The organism is Rhodanobacter spathiphylli B39 (genome assembly GCF_000264295.1).
In the GTDB taxonomy this organism is placed as follows: Bacteria; Pseudomonadota; Gammaproteobacteria; order Xanthomonadales; family Rhodanobacteraceae; genus Rhodanobacter; species Rhodanobacter spathiphylli.
In genome coordinates this window covers 18,418-36,641 of the sequence record NZ_AJXT01000042.1, presented here as the reverse complement: position 1 = coordinate 36,641, position 18,224 = coordinate 18,418, and the positions used below count along the sequence as shown (strand labels likewise).

15 protein-coding genes are annotated in these 18,224 nt (G+C 67.1%); 10 read left to right on the top strand and 5 right to left on the bottom strand.

The features are described from left to right. Positions 1-51: 51 nt before the first annotated feature. The 4 genes from UU7_RS12760 (at position 52) to UU7_RS12745 (ending at position 5,053) form a co-directional block, all read left to right on the top strand. A complete protein-coding gene (locus UU7_RS12760; protein WP_007808929.1) occupies positions 52-1,986 on the top strand; it encodes an ABC-F family ATP-binding cassette domain-containing protein in 1,935 nt (644 codons plus the stop codon). A gap of 3 nt (positions 1,987-1,989) precedes the next feature. Beyond that, entirely contained in the window at positions 1,990-2,910 is a 921-nt protein-coding gene (locus UU7_RS12755; protein ID WP_007808927.1) for a hypothetical protein, read from the top strand. After that, positions 2,871-4,619 (top strand): single-stranded-DNA-specific exonuclease RecJ, encoded by a 1,749-nt coding sequence (gene recJ, locus UU7_RS12750; protein WP_007808925.1) that lies wholly within the window; start codon positions 2,871-2,873, stop codon positions 4,617-4,619. Before UU7_RS12755 ends, recJ begins: the two co-directional genes overlap by 40 nt. A 68-nt stretch (positions 4,620-4,687) precedes the next feature. Beyond that, positions 4,688-5,053: a SpoIIAA family protein gene (locus tag UU7_RS12745; protein ID WP_007808923.1), complete on the top strand. Its 366-nt coding sequence runs from the start codon at positions 4,688-4,690 to the stop codon at positions 5,051-5,053. Here the strand turns inward: UU7_RS12745 and UU7_RS12740 are convergent. The 3 genes from UU7_RS12740 to UU7_RS12730 are packed head-to-tail and all read right to left on the bottom strand — an operon-like array spanning position 5,040 to position 9,486. Continuing rightward, entirely contained in the window at positions 5,040-7,544 is a 2,505-nt protein-coding gene (locus UU7_RS12740; RefSeq protein WP_007808921.1) for a PEP/pyruvate-binding domain-containing protein, read from the bottom strand. The two genes, UU7_RS12745 and UU7_RS12740, sit on opposite strands and share 14 nt — an antisense overlap. Next, positions 7,541-8,398: a phosphatase PAP2 family protein gene (locus UU7_RS12735; protein ID WP_007808919.1), complete on the bottom strand. Its 858-nt coding sequence runs from the start codon at positions 8,396-8,398 to the stop codon at positions 7,541-7,543. Before UU7_RS12735 ends, UU7_RS12740 begins: the two co-directional genes overlap by 4 nt. Positions 8,399-8,400: 2 nt before the next feature. Beyond that, positions 8,401-9,486 (bottom strand): 1-acyl-sn-glycerol-3-phosphate acyltransferase, encoded by a 1,086-nt coding sequence (locus tag UU7_RS12730; RefSeq protein ID WP_007808916.1) that lies wholly within the window; start codon positions 9,484-9,486, stop codon positions 8,401-8,403. 451 nt (positions 9,487-9,937) lie between these two features. Here UU7_RS12730 and asnB point away from each other — a divergent pair, with 451 nt between their 5' ends. Further along, positions 9,938-11,608, top strand: a complete 1,671-nt coding sequence (gene asnB, locus UU7_RS12725; RefSeq protein ID WP_007808915.1) for an asparagine synthase B — start codon at positions 9,938-9,940, stop codon at positions 11,606-11,608. Positions 11,609-11,612: 4 nt separating this feature from the next. On the opposite strand, the gene UU7_RS12720 is transcribed toward asnB, so the two are convergent. Further along, on the bottom strand, positions 11,613-12,905 hold the full coding sequence (locus UU7_RS12720; protein ID WP_007808912.1) for an aspartyl protease family protein: 1,293 nt from the start codon (positions 12,903-12,905) through the stop codon (positions 11,613-11,615). A gap of 106 nt (positions 12,906-13,011) precedes the next feature. Between UU7_RS12720 and prfB the strand changes: the two genes are divergently transcribed. The 3 genes from prfB (at position 13,012) to lysS (ending at position 16,132) form a co-directional block, all read left to right on the top strand. Beyond that, a protein-coding gene (prfB, locus tag UU7_RS12715) for a peptide chain release factor 2 (RefSeq protein WP_157582245.1) occupies positions 13,012-14,137 on the top strand; the annotation gives its coding sequence in 2 pieces (ribosomal slippage) (positions 13,012-13,086 and positions 13,088-14,137; 1,125 coding nt in all). A gap of 36 nt (positions 14,138-14,173) precedes the next feature. Continuing rightward, a complete protein-coding gene (locus UU7_RS12710; RefSeq protein ID WP_007808908.1) occupies positions 14,174-14,500 on the top strand; it encodes a hypothetical protein in 327 nt (108 codons plus the stop codon). A gap of 105 nt (positions 14,501-14,605) precedes the next feature. Next, positions 14,606-16,132: a lysine--tRNA ligase gene (gene lysS, locus UU7_RS12705; protein ID WP_007808906.1), complete on the top strand. Its 1,527-nt coding sequence runs from the start codon at positions 14,606-14,608 to the stop codon at positions 16,130-16,132. 62 nt (positions 16,133-16,194) lie between these two features. Here the strand turns inward: lysS and UU7_RS12700 are convergent, their stop codons facing one another. Then, positions 16,195-17,328, bottom strand: coding sequence for an acyltransferase family protein (locus UU7_RS12700; protein WP_007808905.1), 1,134 nt, complete (start codon positions 17,326-17,328; stop codon positions 16,195-16,197). A 221-nt stretch (positions 17,329-17,549) separates the two neighbouring features. On the opposite strand from UU7_RS12700, the gene UU7_RS12695 reads away from it, so the two are divergent. Next, the gene (locus UU7_RS12695; RefSeq protein WP_007808903.1) at positions 17,550-17,852 is read left to right on the top strand and encodes a YciI family protein; all 303 of its coding nucleotides are present in this window, start codon (positions 17,550-17,552) and stop codon (positions 17,850-17,852) included. Between the two features lie 8 nt (positions 17,853-17,860). Next, positions 17,861-18,106: a BolA family protein gene (locus UU7_RS12690; RefSeq protein WP_193385076.1), complete on the top strand. Its 246-nt coding sequence runs from the start codon at positions 17,861-17,863 to the stop codon at positions 18,104-18,106. Positions 18,107-18,224: the final 118 nt, after the last annotated feature.

The following is an 18,224-nucleotide window of genomic DNA, read 5'->3' as shown; positions in this document are numbered from 1 at the left end:
TATCATGGGCGGCTGCGGGCGACGACCCGTCCGTTTCAGCCCGGGTTTTTCATGATTTCCTTTCGACATTTCGCCTTGCGCCGCGGCAGCCGCCTGCTGCTTTCCGACATCGACCTGGTGATCCAGAGCGGCTGGCGCCTGGGCGTGATCGGCCGCAACGGTTGCGGCAAGTCCAGCCTGTTCGCGGCCCTGCAGGGCAAGCTGGAAGGCGACGCCGGCGAGCTGGAGATGTCGGGCAAGCTGCGGCTGGCCTCGGTGGCACAGGAAACCCCGGCGCTGCCGGATGCGGCGATCGACTACGTGCTGGGCGGCGACGAGGAACTGGCCGCGGCGATCAATGCCGAGGCGGAGGCCGGCGAACGTGGCGACATGGACGCGATGGCCAAGGCGCACCACCGCATCGAGGAGCTGAACGGCTACGACGGCCGCGCTCGCGCCGGACGACTGCTGCACGGGCTGGGCTTTCCACCGGAAACCCACGAGCGCGCAGTGCAGGAATTCTCCGGTGGCTGGCGTGGGCGTCTGAACCTGGCGCGGGCGCTGATGTGCCCGTCCGACCTGTTGCTGCTGGACGAGCCGACCAACCATCTCGACCTCGACGCCGTGCTGTGGCTGGAGGAATGGCTGCGCCGCTACCAGGGCACCTTGCTGATCATCTCGCATGACCGCGAGTTCCTCGACGGCGTGATCACCCACACGCTGCACCTCAATGACGGCAAGGCCAAGCTGTACACCGGCAACTACAGCGCGTTCGAGCGCCTGCGCGCCGAGCAGTTGCGCCAGCAGCAGATCTCGCACGAACGCGAGCAGGCCGAGCGGGCGCACCTGCAGTCCTTCGTCGACCGCTTCAAGGCCAAGGCCAGCAAGGCCAAGCAGGCGCAGTCGCGGATGAAGCGGCTGGAGAAGCTGGCCGGCACCGAGGCGGTGCGCGCCGAGCGCCCCTTCAGCTTCAGCTTCCCGGTGCCCGGCCGCCTGCCGGACTCGATGCTGCAACTGGAAGATGTCAGCGCGGGCTACGCAGCCGATCCGTCCAGCCGCGAAGGCAACGATGAAGTGGCCAATATCGTGCTTGCCGACGTGCGTTTTTCTATCGAAGCGGGTGAGCGGATCGGCCTGCTCGGTCCCAACGGCGCCGGCAAATCCACCCTGGTGAAAACCCTGGTGGGCGAGCTGGAACCGTTCGGCGGCGAGCGCAAGGTGCACAAGGACCTCAACATCGGCTACTTCGCCCAGCACACGGTGGAAAGCCTGCGCGAAGGCGCCAGCGCGCTCGATCACCTGATGGACAAGGCGCCGGGCGTGGCGACGCAGGTGATGCGCGACTTCCTCGGCAACTGGAATTTTGCCGGCGATCGCGCGTTCGAATCCGTCGACGGTTTCTCCGGTGGCGAACGGGCGCGGCTGGCGCTGGCGCTGATCGCCTGGGACAAGCCGAACCTGCTGCTGCTGGACGAACCGACCAACCATCTCGACCTGGACATGCGCGAGGCGCTGGCGGACGCGCTGGCCGATTTCGACGGCGCCCTGGTGCTGGTCTCGCACGACCGCCACCTGCTGGGCCTGGTCTGCGACAGCTTCTGGCGCGTGGCCGACAGCGTGGTGGAACCGTTCGACGGCGACCTCGACGATTACGCCCGCTGGCTGAAGAATCGTGGCTCGGCCAGCAAGAAGGCGGCGAAGGCCGGCGCGGCCAAGCCGGTGGTGGTCGAGGTGGTCGAGGTTTCGCCGGAGGAACGCCGTCGCCAGGCCGCTGCCCAGCGCGACGACGAAAAGGCCGCGCGCCAGCGGGTGAAGAAGATCGAGACGCGCACCTCCGCCATCGATACCGAGCTGGCCGCACTGGAGGCGCAGCTCGCCGATCCGGCCACCTACAACGGCCCGACCCGGGAGATGATGCGACTGGGCCAGCGCCAGGCCGAGTTGCGCAGCGAGAAGGAAGCGCTGGAAGGCGAGTGGCTGACGCTGATGGAACAACTGGAGGCGTAGCCGATGTCGACCGCCATCCCTTCGCTGCAATGGTGGCTGCCCGCGCTGGCGCACTTCGCACCGGGCCACCCGCTGCGCGAATGGCTGGCCCGGGCCGACCGTCTTGCCGCCGGCGGCGATGGTTATCTGGGCGGGTTGGCCGACCACTTCACGAGCATCGGCGCGAACCTTCCCGCCGCGGCGATCACCCGGCAGTTCCTGGCCGGCGATGCGGGCGACGACCTGTGGCTGTCGGCCGATCCGGCCTGGGTGCAGCCGGACATGAACGGCGTGCGCCTGCTGGCCTGCGGTCGGCTGCAGCTGGATATCGACGCAGCCCGGACGCTGGCCGAAAGCCTGCGGCCGTTGTTCGACGAGGCCGGCATGCAACTGGAAGTTTCCTCGCCGGACCACTGGCATCTGCGCCTGCCCGCGGACATGGCGCTGCCCGAGTTCGCCGCGCCCGCCCAGGCGCTGGGCGAAGACCTCGCCCAGCATCTGCCGCAAGGGCCGGCAGGGCGTCGCTGGCGCATCCTGCTCAACGACATCCAGGTGCAGTTGCACCAGCATCCGCTGAATGCGCAACGGCAGGCGCGCGGGCTGTCGCCGGTGAACAGCCTGTGGCTGTGGGGCGGTGGCCGCCTGCCGGTCGGGATTGGCAGTGAGCTTGCCGGTGTGGTCAGCGACGACGTGTTGCTGCGCGCGCTGGCCGCGCACGCCGGCATCGCGCAGCAGGCACGCAGCGTCGACGCCATCGCCACCGCCCGCGCGGGCTGGCTGGTCGACCTGCAGGACCTGCCGGCCCACGAGATCGCCACACGCTGGTGGCCGGCCGTGCAGCCCTTGCTGGCCCGGCAGCCGGTGCTGTTGCAGTTCGCCAGCGGTGAGCGCTGGCAACGCAAGCCATGGCATCGCCTGCGCGTGTGGCGCCGGGGCGGACGTTGAGCGTCCTGCAGCTGCGTCGCCGCGAAAGTCGCGGCGTTCCCGCCGGCTGGCCGGAGTCGGTGCATCCGGTGTTGCAGCAGGTCTACGCCGCGCGCGGCGTGCTGCAGCCGGCCCAGGTCGAGCACCGGCTGGCGCGCATGCTGGCGCCACAGTTGCTGGGCGGGATGGATCAGGCGGTGGCCTTGCTGGCCGAGGCGATCCGCGACGACTGGTCGATCCTGGTCGCTGGCGACTACGACTGCGACGGCGCCACCGGCACCGCCGTGGCCGTGCGCGGTTTGCGCCTGCTCGGCGCGCAGCGGGTCGACTACGCGATTCCGAATCGCTTCACCCATGGCTATGGCTTGAGCGCCGCCTTCGTGGCCTCGCTGCAGCCGACGCCGCAGCTGATCGTCACCGTCGACAACGGCGTCGCCAGCGTGGCCGGCGTGGCCGCGGCGAAGGCGCGCGGCATCCGCGTCATCGTCACCGACCATCACCTGCCCGGCGAGCAGTTGCCGGACTGCGATGCGATGGTCAATCCGAATCTTGCCGGCGACCCGTTCCCCAGCAAGATGCTGGCCGGCGTCGGCGTGGTGTTCTACCTGCTGCTGAGCCTGCGCGCCGTGCTGCGGGAGCAGGGCGCCTTCACGAGTGCCGAGCCGGATCTGTCCAGCCTGCTCGACCTGGTCGCGCTGGGCACGGTGGCCGATCTGGTGCCGCTGGATTTCAACAACCGCGTGCTGGTCGAAGCCGGCCTGCAGCGGATGCGCAGCGGTCGCGCCTGCGCCGGCATCGGCGCCCTGGTCGAGGTCGGCAAGCGCAGCCTGGCGACGCTGTGCGCCAGCGATCTGGGCTTCGCCGTGGGGCCGCGCCTGAACGCCGCGGGGCGGCTGGAAGACATGCGGCTGGGCGTGGAATGCCTGCTCACCGATGACGTAGTGCGCGCGCGCCACTGCGCCGCGCAACTCGATGCGATCAATCGCGAACGCCGCGACCTGCAGGCGTCGATGGTGGCCGAGGCGGAGCAGATGGTGGCAGGTCTTTCCGACATCGACGCGATCGGCGTGGCCCTGTTCGAGCCGTCCTGGCACGCGGGCGTGGTGGGGCTGGTCGCCTCGAAGCTGAAGGAGCGGCTGCACCGCCCGGTGATCGCCTTCGCCCCGGCCAGCGAGGACGACGTCGAGCACTTGCGGGGCTCCGCGCGCTCAATCCCCGGCTTCCATGTCCGCGACGCGCTGGCCATCATCGATGCGCGCCAGCCCGGCCTGATCGAGCGCTTCGGTGGCCATGCGATGGCCGCCGGGCTCAGCCTGAAGGCGGCGGACTATCCGCGCTTCGCCGCCGCCTTCGACGCCGTCGCGCGCGAACTGATCGAACCCGAACGCCTGCAGGCGGTGCTGCACACCGATGGCGAGCTGCCGCCCGGCGCCGCCACGCTGGAGCTGGCGCGGCAGTTGCGCCGGGCGGGACCGTGGGGCCAGGCATTCCCCGAGCCGCTGTTCGACAACCTGTTCGATTGCGCCGGCTGGAAGGTGATGGGCGAATGCCATCTGCGCCTGCAGTTGCGCGACCCGCGCGATGGCGCCGTGCACGACGCGGTGATGTTCAACGCCTACCACGGCCAGCCACCGCCGCCGCGTCTGCGCGCCGCCTACGAGCTGGTCATCAACGACTGGCAGGGGCGCGAAAGCCCGCGCCTGTTGCTGCGGCATATCGAAGCGGTCTGAAATTTTCTTGCATGTTTTTCACGTGGTTCAGGTCATGCTGGACACGACACCCTGCATGGAGAACGCCCGTGATCGCACAGATCGAAGGATTGCCCGCCGGCACGCTGGGCTTTCGCGCCCACGCCCAAGTCACCGCGGAAGACTACGAGAACATCATCGTGCCGGATGTCGAGGCGGCGTTTGCGCTGAACCGCAAGCTGCGCCTGCTGTACGTCACCGCCGACGACTTCACCGGCTTCGATCCTGGCGCGATGTGGAACGACGCGAAGCTGGGCGCACGTCATTTCAGCGGCTGGGATCGCGTGGCGCTGGTCACCGATGTGGCGTGGCTGCGCGGTACCGCCACGGCTTTCAGCTTCGCGATCCCGGCCCAGTTCCGTCTGTTCCACGGTGCCGAGATCGAGGAAGCCACGCGCTGGATCACGGCGGACTGAGCAGCTCGACGGTGCCGTGGCGGCCGTCGATGCGCACGCGCTGGCCATTGCCCAGCAGGCGCATCACGTGGCGCACGCTCATCACCGCCGGCAGGCCCAGCTCACGGGCGGTCACCGCGCCGTGCGACAGCGGGCCGCCGCTTTCGGTGATCACCCCGCTGGCCTGGTAGAACAGCGGCGTCCACGCCGGGTTGGTGGTGCGCGCCACCAGGATCGCGTCCTTGGGGAAGTGCGGGAAATCCTCCGGGCTGCGCACCACGAATACCCGGCCCTCGACGATGCCGGGGCTGCCGCCCAGGCCCTTGAGCACGTGGCTGCCGTCGACCTCGACCGGTTCCGCTTCGCCGAAGATCCAGTCCGGCATGCGTGCGCAGGCCGCCAGGTAACCGGTCTTGTGGCGGGCGGCGGCTTCCGTGATCGGGGCCAGCTCGCCGCTGTGCAGCGCGCCGTCGAGCACGGCCAGCGGCACGAAATAGACGTCCATCGGATCGGCCAGCACGCCGCGTTCCACCAGCTGTGCGCCGATCGCTTTCAGGCCGCGGCGGAACGGCAGGTGCAGGCGGGTGGTCTGGTAATGCTCCAGGTCGTCCAGTGCGGTATACGTGCGGGCCAGCCGGATCACCTCGTGCACCAGGTAGCGCAGTTCTTCCGGCGCATGGCTGAGCACGTTGTGCTCCATCGCCGCCTGGGCGGCTTTCTGCGCCAGCTCGGCGGCGGCGCGGTCCTCGTCGGGGCGGTCGACCAGCATCTTCAGCTGGTCCAGCACGATCTGCGGCGCCTCGACCCAGGTCGGGTGGTATGCATCGAAATCCAGTTCGCGATGGCCGTGACGGGCCAGGAGGCGCTGGAACTCGGCGTGGAACACAGGGTGCTGCGGCAGTGCTTCCAGCAGTTCGATGCTGGGTTCGCCGCGCAGCCGCGCGTGCAGGGCGGCGTCAATCCGCACCAGTCGCGACAGCGACCACAGTTCGGCGTTGACCTGGCCGGTCTTGGTGTCGGTGACCGCCAGCAACTGGTCGAACACCTGCTGCGCCTGGTCGGCCGGCAGCGCCAGTCGCAGCATCTGCTGCAGGGCCACGTACAGCGTGCGCTGGGTCAGCGAGATCGCGATGTTGGGCAGGAAGTAGCTGGCGCCCAGCGCATTGATGCGCAGCACGTAGTCCCATAACTCATTCAGCGGACGACCGTCCAGCGACTCGCGCATCAGGGCGCCGATGCCGAGCAGGTAGGTGTCCAGGTCGCGCATCCAGCGCACCGGCAGCTCCTGCACCCAGGCGTACTGCGCCGCGATCTGCGGCAAAGCGGCGCGGATGCTCTCCACGTCCTTGAGCATCTTCGCCGGCGTGCGGCCGCTGTAGAGCTCGACCGCGTTCTGGTTGCCGTAGATGTAGTAGTCGCGCATCGCGAACCACTTGTCGCCGAACGGCGGCAGGCCCATCAGCCTGAAACTGTGGTTGAGCGAGGCATGGAAGCCGACTTCGCACAGGTCCCAGGTCAGCGGGGTGACCGGGTTGGGAAAGCGCTCGGCCGATTCGTCGCGGGTCCAGCGCGGCGGGATGCGCGTCACCGCGCGTGATTGCAGCAGGTACAGCGTGCCGTCCTGCCACGCCCATTCGATGTCCTGCGGGAAGCCGAAGTGCTGCTCGGCGGCCAGCGCCAGCTGCGCCACGGCGCGGCGTTGTGCCTCGGCGAGGGCAGGGGCGTGCGCCTGTTCGGCCGACAACGGCGTGTGGCGGGTACCGCCCGCGGCATCGGTGACCAGCGCCCGCGGCTTCTCGGCGATCACCGCCTCGACCTCGCTCATGTCGCTGCGCTTGAGTCTGTATTCGTCGACCGGTTCCTCGCCGCCGACCACGGTTTCGCCGAGGCCGAACGCGGCGTTGATCAGCACCTGGTCCAGCGCCCCGCGCACCGGGTCGATCGAGAACGCCACGCCGGCGGCCTCGTGTTCACCCACCTGCACCATCTTCTGCACCACCACGGCCATCGCCGCATCCAGGTGGTTCAGCCCCATCCGTTCGCGATACGGCAGCACGTGGGCATTCCACAGCGAGGCGTAGCAGCGGCGGATCGCGTCGAGCACGACATCGACGCCGCGGATGCCCAGCAAGGTGTCGTGCTGGCCGGCGAACGCGGCGCCGGGCAGGTCTTCCAGCGTGCCGGAGGAACGCACCGCCACCGGCGCATCGGCCAGATCGAGTGCTTCGAGTTTCGCGGCCAGCTCGCCGCGCAGCGACGATGGCAGCGACTGCGCCAGCAGCAGGGCCTGAATGCGCTCGCTGCGCGCGGCGTGGTCGAGCGCGGCATCGTCCAGCACGTGGCGGATCGCCTCGTGCAACGGCGCCACGAACTCGCGATAGACCTCGCTGCCGACCACGATGCCGGGCGGCACCGGCAGGTGTTGCGCGGCGCGCGCCAGGTTGGCGCCCTTGCCGCCGCTGACGGCATGCTCGGCAGCCTGCGGATCGGTGAACGCGAAGAGTTGGGTCATGCGTGGGTTTCCTTGCGGTAGCGCTGGATGAAGGCGAGCACCGCGGCGGCGAGGGCGATCCCGCACAGCACGTCGATGCCGTAGTGATAGCGCAGGTACAGCGTGGCCACCACCAGCGCCAGGATGATCGGCGCCAGCAGGAGCGCGATGCGCCGATAGCCACCGAGCGCGAAGAAGCCCAGCACGTACACGCCGATGCCGCTATGCAGGCTGGGAAATACGTCCATGCCGGTGATGCCGGCCTTGACCACGCCGGCCAGCAGGGCGGTCATCGCGCCGCCGCGCACCGGATAGGGAAACACTTCGGGAAAGGCCATGTACGGTCCGCCGGCCGGCACCAGCAGGTAGCCGGCAAAGCCGACCAGATACATCAGGGTCAGGCCGAGGAAGAACGCCTTCGCCTCGGGGCTGCGGCGCCGCACGCTGAACATGATCGCCGGCAGCAACACCACGAAATAGAACAGGAAGTAGCCGCTGCTGAGCAGCTCCGACAGCCACGGCCGCTCCCAGCCCAGCAGGTGTTCCGGCAGGCTGCGGCCACCCCACAGATCACGATCCAGGGCGAGCAGCGTCGCGTCGGCGGTGTGCTGGATGAACACCTCGCGGATCGCCTTGAACAGCGGAAAGATCAGCCAGCAGGCGACGAACTGCAGCGTGCCTTTCCAGTTCGCCCAGCCACTGCCGGGCGCGGCCAGCGTGGCGGCCAGCAACAGCAGCCAGGCGATGCCGCCAAGCACGCTGGCGGCGTGCAGGTCGCCGTCATCCAGCCGCCAGGCGCCGACGCTGCCGAGCACCAGGATCAGCAACAGCTCGGCGGCGAAGGCATGGCCGATCCAGCGCGCGTTGCGTGGCATGTTCACGGCTTTCCCCGATGCATCACCCGCGGCCAGCGCCACCAGCCGAGTGCAGCCAATGGCCACAGCACCAGCAGCGGCCATGGCCAGAACCCTGTCATCAACAGCAGACAGGGCAGCCAGACGATCGCCACCAGCAGCCCACCCACGATGCGGAAGAAGCTCACCGTATTGCGCGCATCCGCCTTGCCACCGGCGAACCGGCCGGCCAGCAGCACCGGCGCCGCCAGCAGCATGAAGGCCGCCACCGCCAGCCAGTCCCACGGCCAGGAGCGAGTGCTTGGTTGTGGCGGCGGCAGCTGCGGGTGCTGCTGGGCATCGATGAACGCCAGCGCATAGGACTCGCCTGTCGCGGCCTGCACCGTCGCCCGCGCTTCCGCGGCCGCAAAGGTCTCCGCATCCGGACAGTTCACCGAAACCGCGTCGAGCGCAGTGGCGATCGCCTGATGGATGCGCCGCTCCCAATCGCGATCGGACTCGCAGGTGTCGCGTGCAGGCAAGGCCACCGGCATGCCGACCAGCGCCTCGACGCGCGAACGGAAACGGTCTGGAGCCTGGTAGTGCAGTCCCAGCGGAACCACCTCCAGCGACACGCCCTCGTCCAGCAGGGTACGTGCGATGCGCGCCGCGCCGCGCTGGTAGGGCAATGGTTGCCAGCCCCAATCGCTGCTGCCTTCGGGAAAGATCACCAGGTCGCCGCCCGCACGCAACTGGGCGCAGCCGGCGTCGACGGGATGGGCGAACGCGGCACGCCGGGTGCCGTAACGCTCGCGATCCTTGTCGCGTACCACCGCGATGCCGTCGAACATCCAGCGCAGCAGCGGGTGCCGGAGCAGCTGGATGGAGACCAGCCCCTGCGCACCGGGAAACACCCGCAGCACGGTGTAGCCGTCGATCGCTCCGTTGCGGTGGCTGCTGACGATCAGGCGACCGCCGCGTCGCGGCACGGGATGCCGATAGGCACCGACGATGCGGATGCGGCCGAAATAGAAGCCGCGCAGGAACCAGGCCAGCAGCGGAATCCACCAGCGCAGTGGCCGCCCTCCCGCGGGCATCGGTGCCGGGTCGGTGCGGGAGCGGGCAGACATCCGTGTTGCGTCAGGGCTCATTGGCGGCAATGTAGCGGCAAGCGGCGGCTGACGACACTGTTGTGCCAGCACTTGCCAAGCGCCGGATGATCTGTTCAAGTTGAGCCATGCCTTCCTTCGCCATCAGCAGCCTGAACTCCACCGCGCTTTCCGCGTGCGGCTTCGTGCTGGCCGGCAACAACAATAATCGCGCGAATAACGCCAACCGTTGGCGGGCCCGCGCGTAGCTGCAAGTTTCATCGAATACGCGAAAGAGGCCCGCCCAGTGCGGGCCTCTTTCGTTTTGTGTGCTTGATTTTTGCGCGGGTCCATTCGCGCAGGGCAAACCCGGCCATCCATGGCCGTGCGGTCACTTTTTGCGCGGCTCCTTCCGCGCAGAGCAAACCCGGCCATCCATGGCCGATTTTTCAGAAGAGCGGTATCCACAGACAGCAACGAGGAAACTTCCACCATGTGCTCGATTTTCGGAATGTTCGACCTGCAGCCGGGCGACGACCTCGCTTCGTTGCGCCGGCAGGCGCTGGAGCTGTCGCAGCGGCAGCGCCATCGCGGGCCGGACTGGAGCGGGGTGTTCGTCGACGCCGGGGTGATCCTGGTGCACGAGCGGTTGGCCATCGTCGACCCGGCCTCGGGCGCGCAGCCGTTGCGTTCGCGCGACGGCGCGCTGGCTCTGGCGGTGAATGGCGAGATCTACAACCACCGCGAACTGCGTGCGGCCAGCGGTTACGACTTCACTACCGGCTCGGACTGCGAGGTGATCAACGCGCTGTACCGCGAGCAGGGCGGCGACTTCGTGGGCAGGCTCAACGGCATCTTCGCGTTCGCCCTGTGGGACGGCACGGCGCAGCGTTACCTGATCGCGCGCGACCCGATCGGCGTCTGTCCGCTGTACTGGGGCCACGATGCGCAGGGCCGCCTGTGCGTGGCCTCGGAGATGAAGGCACTGGTCGGCGTGTGCGCCGACGTGGCGCCGTTCCCGCCGGGTCATGTCTATGACAGCGCCAGCGGCGAACTGCGCAGCTACTACGCCAGGCCATGGCGCGACTACGCCGCCACGCGCGGCCATGACGTGGCGGCACCGGTCTTGCGCAAGGCGTTCGAGCAGGCCGTGCATCGCCAGCTGATGACCGACGTGCCGTACGGCGTGCTGCTTTCCGGCGGGCTGGATTCCTCGCTGGTGGCCGCCTGCGCCGCCCGGTTCGCCCGCGAACGCGTCGAGGACGACGACCGCAGCGAAGCCTGGTGGCCGCGCCTGCATTCGTTCGCGATCGGGCTGGACGGATCGCCCGACCTGGCCGCGGCGCAGGTCGCCGCCGACGCGCTGGGCACCGTCCATCACGGCTTCGTCTACACGTTCTGGGAAGGACTGGATGCCCTGCCGGAAGTGATCCGCCACATCGAAACCTACGACGTCACCACCATCCGCGCCGCCACGCCGATGTACCTGCTGGCGCGGCGGATCAAGGCGATGGGGGTGAAGATGGTGCTGTCGGGCGAGGGCTCGGACGAGATTTTCGGCGGCTACCTGTACTTCCACAAGGCGCCCTCGGCCGAGGCCTTCCACGAGGAGACCGTGCGCAAGCTCGACGCGTTGCACAGCTACGACTGCCTGCGCGCGAACAAGGCGATGATGGCCTGGGGCGTGGAGGCGCGCGTGCCGTTCCTCGACCTGGAGTTCATCGACTTGGCGATGGGGCTCGATGCCGCGCACAAGATGGCCGGGCAGGGGCGCATCGAGAAAGCGGTGCTGCGTGAAGCGTTCGATGGCGCGCTGCCGGATTCGATCCTGTGGCGGCAGAAGGAACAGTTCAGCGACGGCGTGGGTTACGGCTGGATCGACGGGCTGAAGGCGCACGCCGAGCAGGCGGTCAGCGACCGCGAATTCGCCGCCGCCGCGGCGCGCTATCCGTTCAACACGCCGGCGACCAAGGAGGCGTACTTCTACCGCCGCATCTTCGAGCAGCATTTTCCCGGCGAAGCTTGCGCGGCGACCGTGCCCGGCGGCAAGTCGATCGCCTGTTCGTCACCCGCGGCGCTGGCCTGGGACCCGGCCTTCGCCAGCACAGCCGATCCGTCGGGCCGGGCGGTCAGGGGAGTGCATCAGCAGGCGCTGGCGAGCTGAACGGTCAATGCCGGTCGGGATGGATCAGCAGGCAGGTATGCCGGTTGTTGAAGTCGAAAAGGAAGTCCATGTAGCGCAGGGCGCCGCCGCCGAGGAGGTAATGCCATGGCAGGCTGGCCTGCTTGAATACATTGAAGGTGACGGTGAATGGCTGCCCGGAGATGTCGATATCGGCGGTGGCCCGGCTGATGCGCGCGGCGTGTTGGTGCGCGCCCATGTCGCGGACCCTGAGCCGCCGCCCCGGGCTGCTGTGCAGCTCGTCGAGGGCATGCTGGTCGGCGGCGAGGTAGTGGCTGGTGCCGCTGTCGATCAGTGCCGTGCGCAATTGACCGTCGATCGACAGGGCGGTGACCACGCGCAACTGGTTGCCCCAGACATCGCTGGATACCAGCATCGGCTCCCTGCAGGCGCCGTCGCCATCGCTGCTGTCGCCAACCACCAGCGAGCTCTCGGTGAGGCGAAACGCGCCCAGTCGCCGCAGGATGCCCATGCCGAGCAGCCGATGATCCGCCGGCACTACGGTCACCGGAACGTTCAGCAGGGTGAGCTCGCCGATGCGGAGCCTGGCCAGGGTGCCGTAGCGGACGGGGATGTCGTGCGACAGAAACCCGCCGACCTTGCCGGTGCGATCAACCATGGCGACGCCGAGCTTGCGTGCGCTGTCTTCGTCCAGTGTCAGCGCCGAACTGCCCGTGTCGACCAGCAGCCATATCTTCTTGCCGCCGCTTTCCACTTCCACGGCCGGCAGGTTGGCTTGCGCCAGGCTGCGATGAAGCGGAATGCTGAAGCTGTGCGACGGCATGACCAGCTCAAGTTGTGGCGTGCCGGCCTGGCTGGCCAGGTAGCTCCGCATCTGCTCGATCCTGGCCGGAGCCACCTTGTCCTGGAACCGGCGGATGATGTCCAGCTCGGCCGCATCGGCCTTGGCTGAGCCCTGGGACAGCCGCAGGTTGCCGTTGGCAAATTTCGCGCAGAAGAAGGCGACCTCGGGATTGCTGTCGATCAGGCTGCGTTCGCAGACACGTGCATCCTCGCTAGACTTTTCCAGATTGAAGTGGATGCGTTCCAGGGTCATGGCGGCAAGGACGCGACTGACGGGATCGTTCGAGGCCTGGTACATGCGGGCCAGGGCCGGCACGTCGGCCTGGTTCAGCGCCTTTTCCACGATGGCCAGCGTGGCAGCATCCGAACCCGATGGGGAAGAGGGCGTTCCCGGGCCCGATGCGTGCGTGGCCGGCAGGCAGCCGAGGCCGGCCAGGCCGCAGGCGACCGCGGATAGAAAAGTCCATTTCTTCATTGCCCATCTTCCTTCATGTCGGGGAGCCTTCAAGTGTAGCCAGCAACCGCGTGCAACGGCGCACGCTCTGCTAATATCGGGGGCTGTTTTCCTGCGATTTCCGACCATGATCGAGACCAATCCCATCCAGGCCCAGATTGCCGACCTTCGCGACCGTGTCGAGTCGCTTCGGGGGTATCTTTGACTACGCCACCAAGAGCGAACGCCTGGAAGAAGTAACCCGCGAACTGGAAAGTCCCACCGTCTGGGACGACCCGGCGCGTGCGCAGGAACTGGGCCGCGAGCGCGCCCGGCTGGATACCATCGTCAACGGCATCGACCGCATGACGGCCAGCCTCACCGATGCCGGCGAGCTGCTGGAGATGGCCATCGCCGACAGCGACGACGACACCGCGCAGTCGGTGATCGACGACCTGGCCAAGGTCGACGCCGAGGTCAACAAGCTGGAATTCCAGCGCATGTTCTCGGGCAAGATGGACTCGACCAATGCCTTCGTCGACATCCAGGCAGGCGCCGGCGGCACCGAGGCGCAGGACTGGGCCGAGATGCTGCTGCGCATGTACCTGCGCTGGTGCGAGAACCGCGGCTGGAAGACCGAGCTGATGGAAGTCAGCGGCGGCGACGTGGCCGGGATCAAGTCCGCCACGTTCCGGGTGGAAGGTGACTACGCCTACGGCTGGCTGAAGACCGAGATCGGCGTACACCGGCTCGTGCGCAAGAGCCCGTTCGACTCCGACAATCGTCGGCACACCAGTTTCACCTCGGTATTCGTGTCGCCGGAAGTGGACGACGACATCGAGATCGACATCAACCCGGCCGACCTCAAGACCGACGTGTACCGTTCGTCGGGTGCCGGTGGCCAGCACGTCAACAAGACCGAGTCGGCGGTGCGCATCACCCACATTCCGACCAATACCGTGGTGGCCTGCCAGACCGGCCGCAGCCAGCACCAGAACCGCGACACCGCGATGAAGATGCTGGCCGCAAAGCTCTATGAGCTGGAGATCCAGAAGCGCAATGCCGAGAAGGACGCGCTGGAGGCGACCAAGTCCGACATCGGCTGGGGCAGCCAGATCCGCAACTACGTACTTGACCAGAGCCGCATCAAGGACCTGCGCACCGGCATCGAGCGCACCGATACGCAGAAGGTGCTGGACGGCGACCTCGACGAGTTCATCGAGGCCAGCCTGAAGTCCGGTCTCGAAGCCGGCTCCAAGCGCATCGATGCGTGAGACCTGACGCCTTCCGCTTACTGACGAGATAGCCGCATGAACAGCAAGAGGATCTGCAGCATCGTGATCGCCTGTGCCGCACTGGCTGCGTTCGGCGCGGCCGCGCAATCGCAGCAGGGCGGCGCCGGCCAGGGCATCAAGCAGGACGCCAAAGCCGTCGGCCACGGCGTCGCCGATGGCGCCCGCGATGTCGGTCATGCGACCAAACACGTCGCCAAGAAGATCGGGCATGGTGCGAAGGACGCCGGTGTCGGCATCGGCCATGGTGCGAAGAAGGCGGGAATCGCCATCGGCCACGGCGCGCGCGAAGGCTGGGATGCAACCAGGCATGCGGCCAAGGAAGTATTCGGCAAAAACGATTGACGAGCCAGGCTCCCGAGGGAAACCTCGACGCGCCATCTTGCACCCAACCCCAGACCATCTGGTGTGCGCCCCTCGTTGCGGACACCTGGAGCAACAGAGTTCCCCATGAGCGAAACGACCGACACCCCGATCATCGACGAGAACCGGCTGATTGCCGAGCGCCGCGAGAAGTTGCACGCGCTGCGCGAGCAGGGCATCGCGTTTCCGAACGACTTCAAGGTCGACAGCTTCGCCGGCGACCTGCAGGCCGAGTTCGCCGACAGGGACGTGCACACGGCCGAAGCGGTCGAGGCCGCCGCACGCCGGGTGAAGATGGCCGGGCGCATCGTGCTCAAGCGCGTGCAGGGCAAGGTCAGTTTCGTGCAGTTGCAGGATTTCAGCGGGCGCATCCAGCTGTTCATCCACCAGGGCACTCTGGGCGACACCTACGAGGCGTTCAAGAGCTGGGACATGGGTGACATCGTGGGCGCCGAAGGCGTGCTGATGCGCACCAGGACCGGCGAGCTTTCGGTGCGGGTGGACCAGCTGCGCCTGTTGACCAAGAGCCTGCGCCCGCTGCCGGACAAGCACCACGGCATGGCCGACGTGGAACAGCGCTACCGCCAGCGCTACGTCGACCTGATCGTCACCGAGGAGGCCCGGCGCACCTTCATGCTGCGCTCGCGGATCATCGGCTACATGCGCCAGTGGCTGGAGGCGCCCACGCGCCGCTTCATGGAAGTGGAGACGCCGATGATGCACATGATCCCCGGCGGCGCCACGGCCAAGCCGTTCACCACGCATCACAACGCGCTGGATCTGGAGCTGTACCTGCGCGTGGCGCCCGAGCTGTACCTGAAGCGTCTGGTCGTCGGCGGCTTCGACCGCGTCTACGAGATCAACCGCAACTTCCGCAACGAGGGCGTGTCGACCCGGCATAACCCCGAATTCACCATGCTGGAGCTGTACCAGGCCTACGCCACCTATCACGAGATCATGGATCTCACCGAGAGCGTGATCCGCGACACCGCCCAGGCCGTGCTGGGCACCACGCAGCTGACCTGGGATGGCGCTGAAATCGATGTCGGCCCGGCGTTCCGCCGCTGGCGCATGGAAGACGCGGTGCTGGAACACAACCCGGAGATCAGGCGCGAAGAGCTGCGCGATCGCGAGGCGATGGCGACGCATGCGAAGCGCCTGGGTGCACAGGTCAAGCCCGGTTACGGCTGGGGCAAGCTGCTGCTGGAGATCTTCGAGCACACCGTCGAACACACCCTGATCCAGCCCACTTTCATCACCGACCACCCGGTCGAGGTGTCGCCGCTGGCGCGCGAAAGCGACACCGACAAGGGCATCACCGACCGCTTCGAGCTGTTCATCAACGGCAAGGAAATCGCGAATGGCTTTTCCGAGTTGAACGACCCGGAAGACCAGGCCGCGCGCTTCCAGGCCCAGGTCGACGCCAAGGACGCTGGCGACGATGAGGCGATGCACTTCGACGCCGACTACATACGCGCGCTCGAAGTGGGCCTGCCGCCCACCGGCGGCCTCGGCATCGGCATCGACCGGCTGGTGATGCTGCTGACCGGTTCGTCCTCGATCCGCGACGTGCTGCTGTTCCCCTACATGCGTCCCGAAGTTCAAGCAGGCTGAGGCCGAACTGGCACCGTCGGCGCGGTGGTGTCGGATGGTTTCGTGGCTGTGCGTGCGTCGGATTACATGACGTCTTCGCGAACCTTTCCGATCAACAGGAAGCGGCTGTGCTTCAGCCGCAAAAATGGCCTTTCGATCAGTTGATAGGTCGTCGCGGAGACGAGCAACGTAGCGCCGGCCATGTAGATGAACAGCATCAGGTTGGAAAAGTGGTGGGTCAGCAGCTCGTCGGACGGCCGGATGTCCAGCCTTACGACTGCGAAGACGATGCATACGGCGTGCACGAGGTAGATGGAGTACGACCACAGGCCGATCCGGTGCAGCACGGGGTTGACCACGACCTTGCGGAATAGGGGAAGCAGATCGGTCAGGGCCACCATGAACACGGCCCACAGAATCGACACGTACAGGTAGTTCGCATACCAGTACCCGAACTGCAACATGCCGAACTGGCGCAGGCTGTGAGTCGCCAGAACATCGATCATGGCGATGGCGGCAAGCGCGACAGACGTGCCCAGCCATCGACGCTGCCGCACGCTCAGGCTTCGCAAGACGGGACCGTAGTGGTGATGTGTCCAGGCGGCCGCGATGCCGATGGCAAATTGCGGCCAACGGCCCAGCAGGGTGCTGCGCAGGGCAGCCCAGAATTCTGACGCTGCAGGCGTCGCGAGTTTCCAGTAGCAGAAGCAAAGGCCGAGCAACACGGTTGCGAGCAGGTACCTCCCCTGTTTCCGTCGAGCCAGCCAGATCGCGAGCGGCAGCGCGAGATAGAACTGGACTTCGATCGCAAGACTCCACCAGACCAGTCCGAACGGCAGCAGGGTATCCAGGCTGATGTTCTGGAACAGGGCTGCGTGCATCGCGGCGCGCCAATCTCCCTTCCAGGCGGCGCCTGCCAGCACCATGAGGTAATACATGGGGAGAATGCGCAACGCACGATTGCCGAAGAACTGCCTGAGCACCATCGGGCTGCCACGAATGTAGGGCAGCGACAGCAGGAAGCCACTCAAGACAAAAAACAGATCCACCCCGATGCTTCCCCCGAAAAACAGTGCCGAGGCATAGCTGGCCTGGGGGTTCGGCATGTAGCCGCGCAAGGAGCCGAGGAAGTGGTAGAAGAACACCAGCACAATGGCGATGCCACGCAACGACTCGCATTCGTCCAGCCGTTCGCCAGGCTGGCCGGTCGCGTTCAAGCCGATGTCCCGGTAAAGGCCGTCGAACCGGCGAACGGCCCCGGAATCCCATCATGTCCGCATTTTCGATACGGATGGCTCGACGCGGGAATTTTCCTTGTCTGTGTCATCGTTCGATTCTCCCGCTGATGGCCGTCACCCAGACGATGCAGATGTCGGTTCGGTGAAGGCGCTGGTTTCGATTAAAATAGGGCAATTCTTCTGATTCCACGAGCCCTCCCATGTGGTACGCCATCATCGCCAAAGACCACCCCGATACCCTGGCCAGGCGTCAGCTTGCGCGACCGGCACACATGGCGCGCCTGCTCGAACTGCAGGAAGCCGGTCGCCTGTTCGTGGCCGGTGCGTTCCCGGCGATCGAGTCCGAAGATCCGGGCCCGGCCGGCTTCACCGGCAGCATGATCCTGGCCCAGTTCCCCTCGATGGCCGAGGCCCGCGCCTGGGCCGATGCCGATCCGTACGTGGCGGCCGGCGTCTACGCCGACGTGCAGATCAAGCCGTTCCGCAAGGCGTTGCCGGCGTGAGCGAAGCGATGCTCGAGCAGATCCGCCAGCGCCTGACCGTGGCGCTGGCGCCGACCGAGCTGGAAGTCGTCGACGAAGGCCACCTTCATGCCGGCCACGCGGGCGAGGGCAAGGGTCACTTCCATGTGCGCATCGTCAGTCCCGCCTTCGCCGGGCTGCTGCCGATTCGGCGGCATCGCATGGTTTATGCGGCGCTGGACGGCCTGATGGACAACGGCATCCATGCCCTGTCGATTGATGCAAAGAACAAATAATTCAGGAACAGTCAGTTACAGTGAATTGTTCAACTGATGCTTCATGCAGGAACGCATTGCAGCGTCGCCCTGCGTTTGGCACAGTGTCCTGTCGCCCGGCTGCACGGGCCTTACCGCT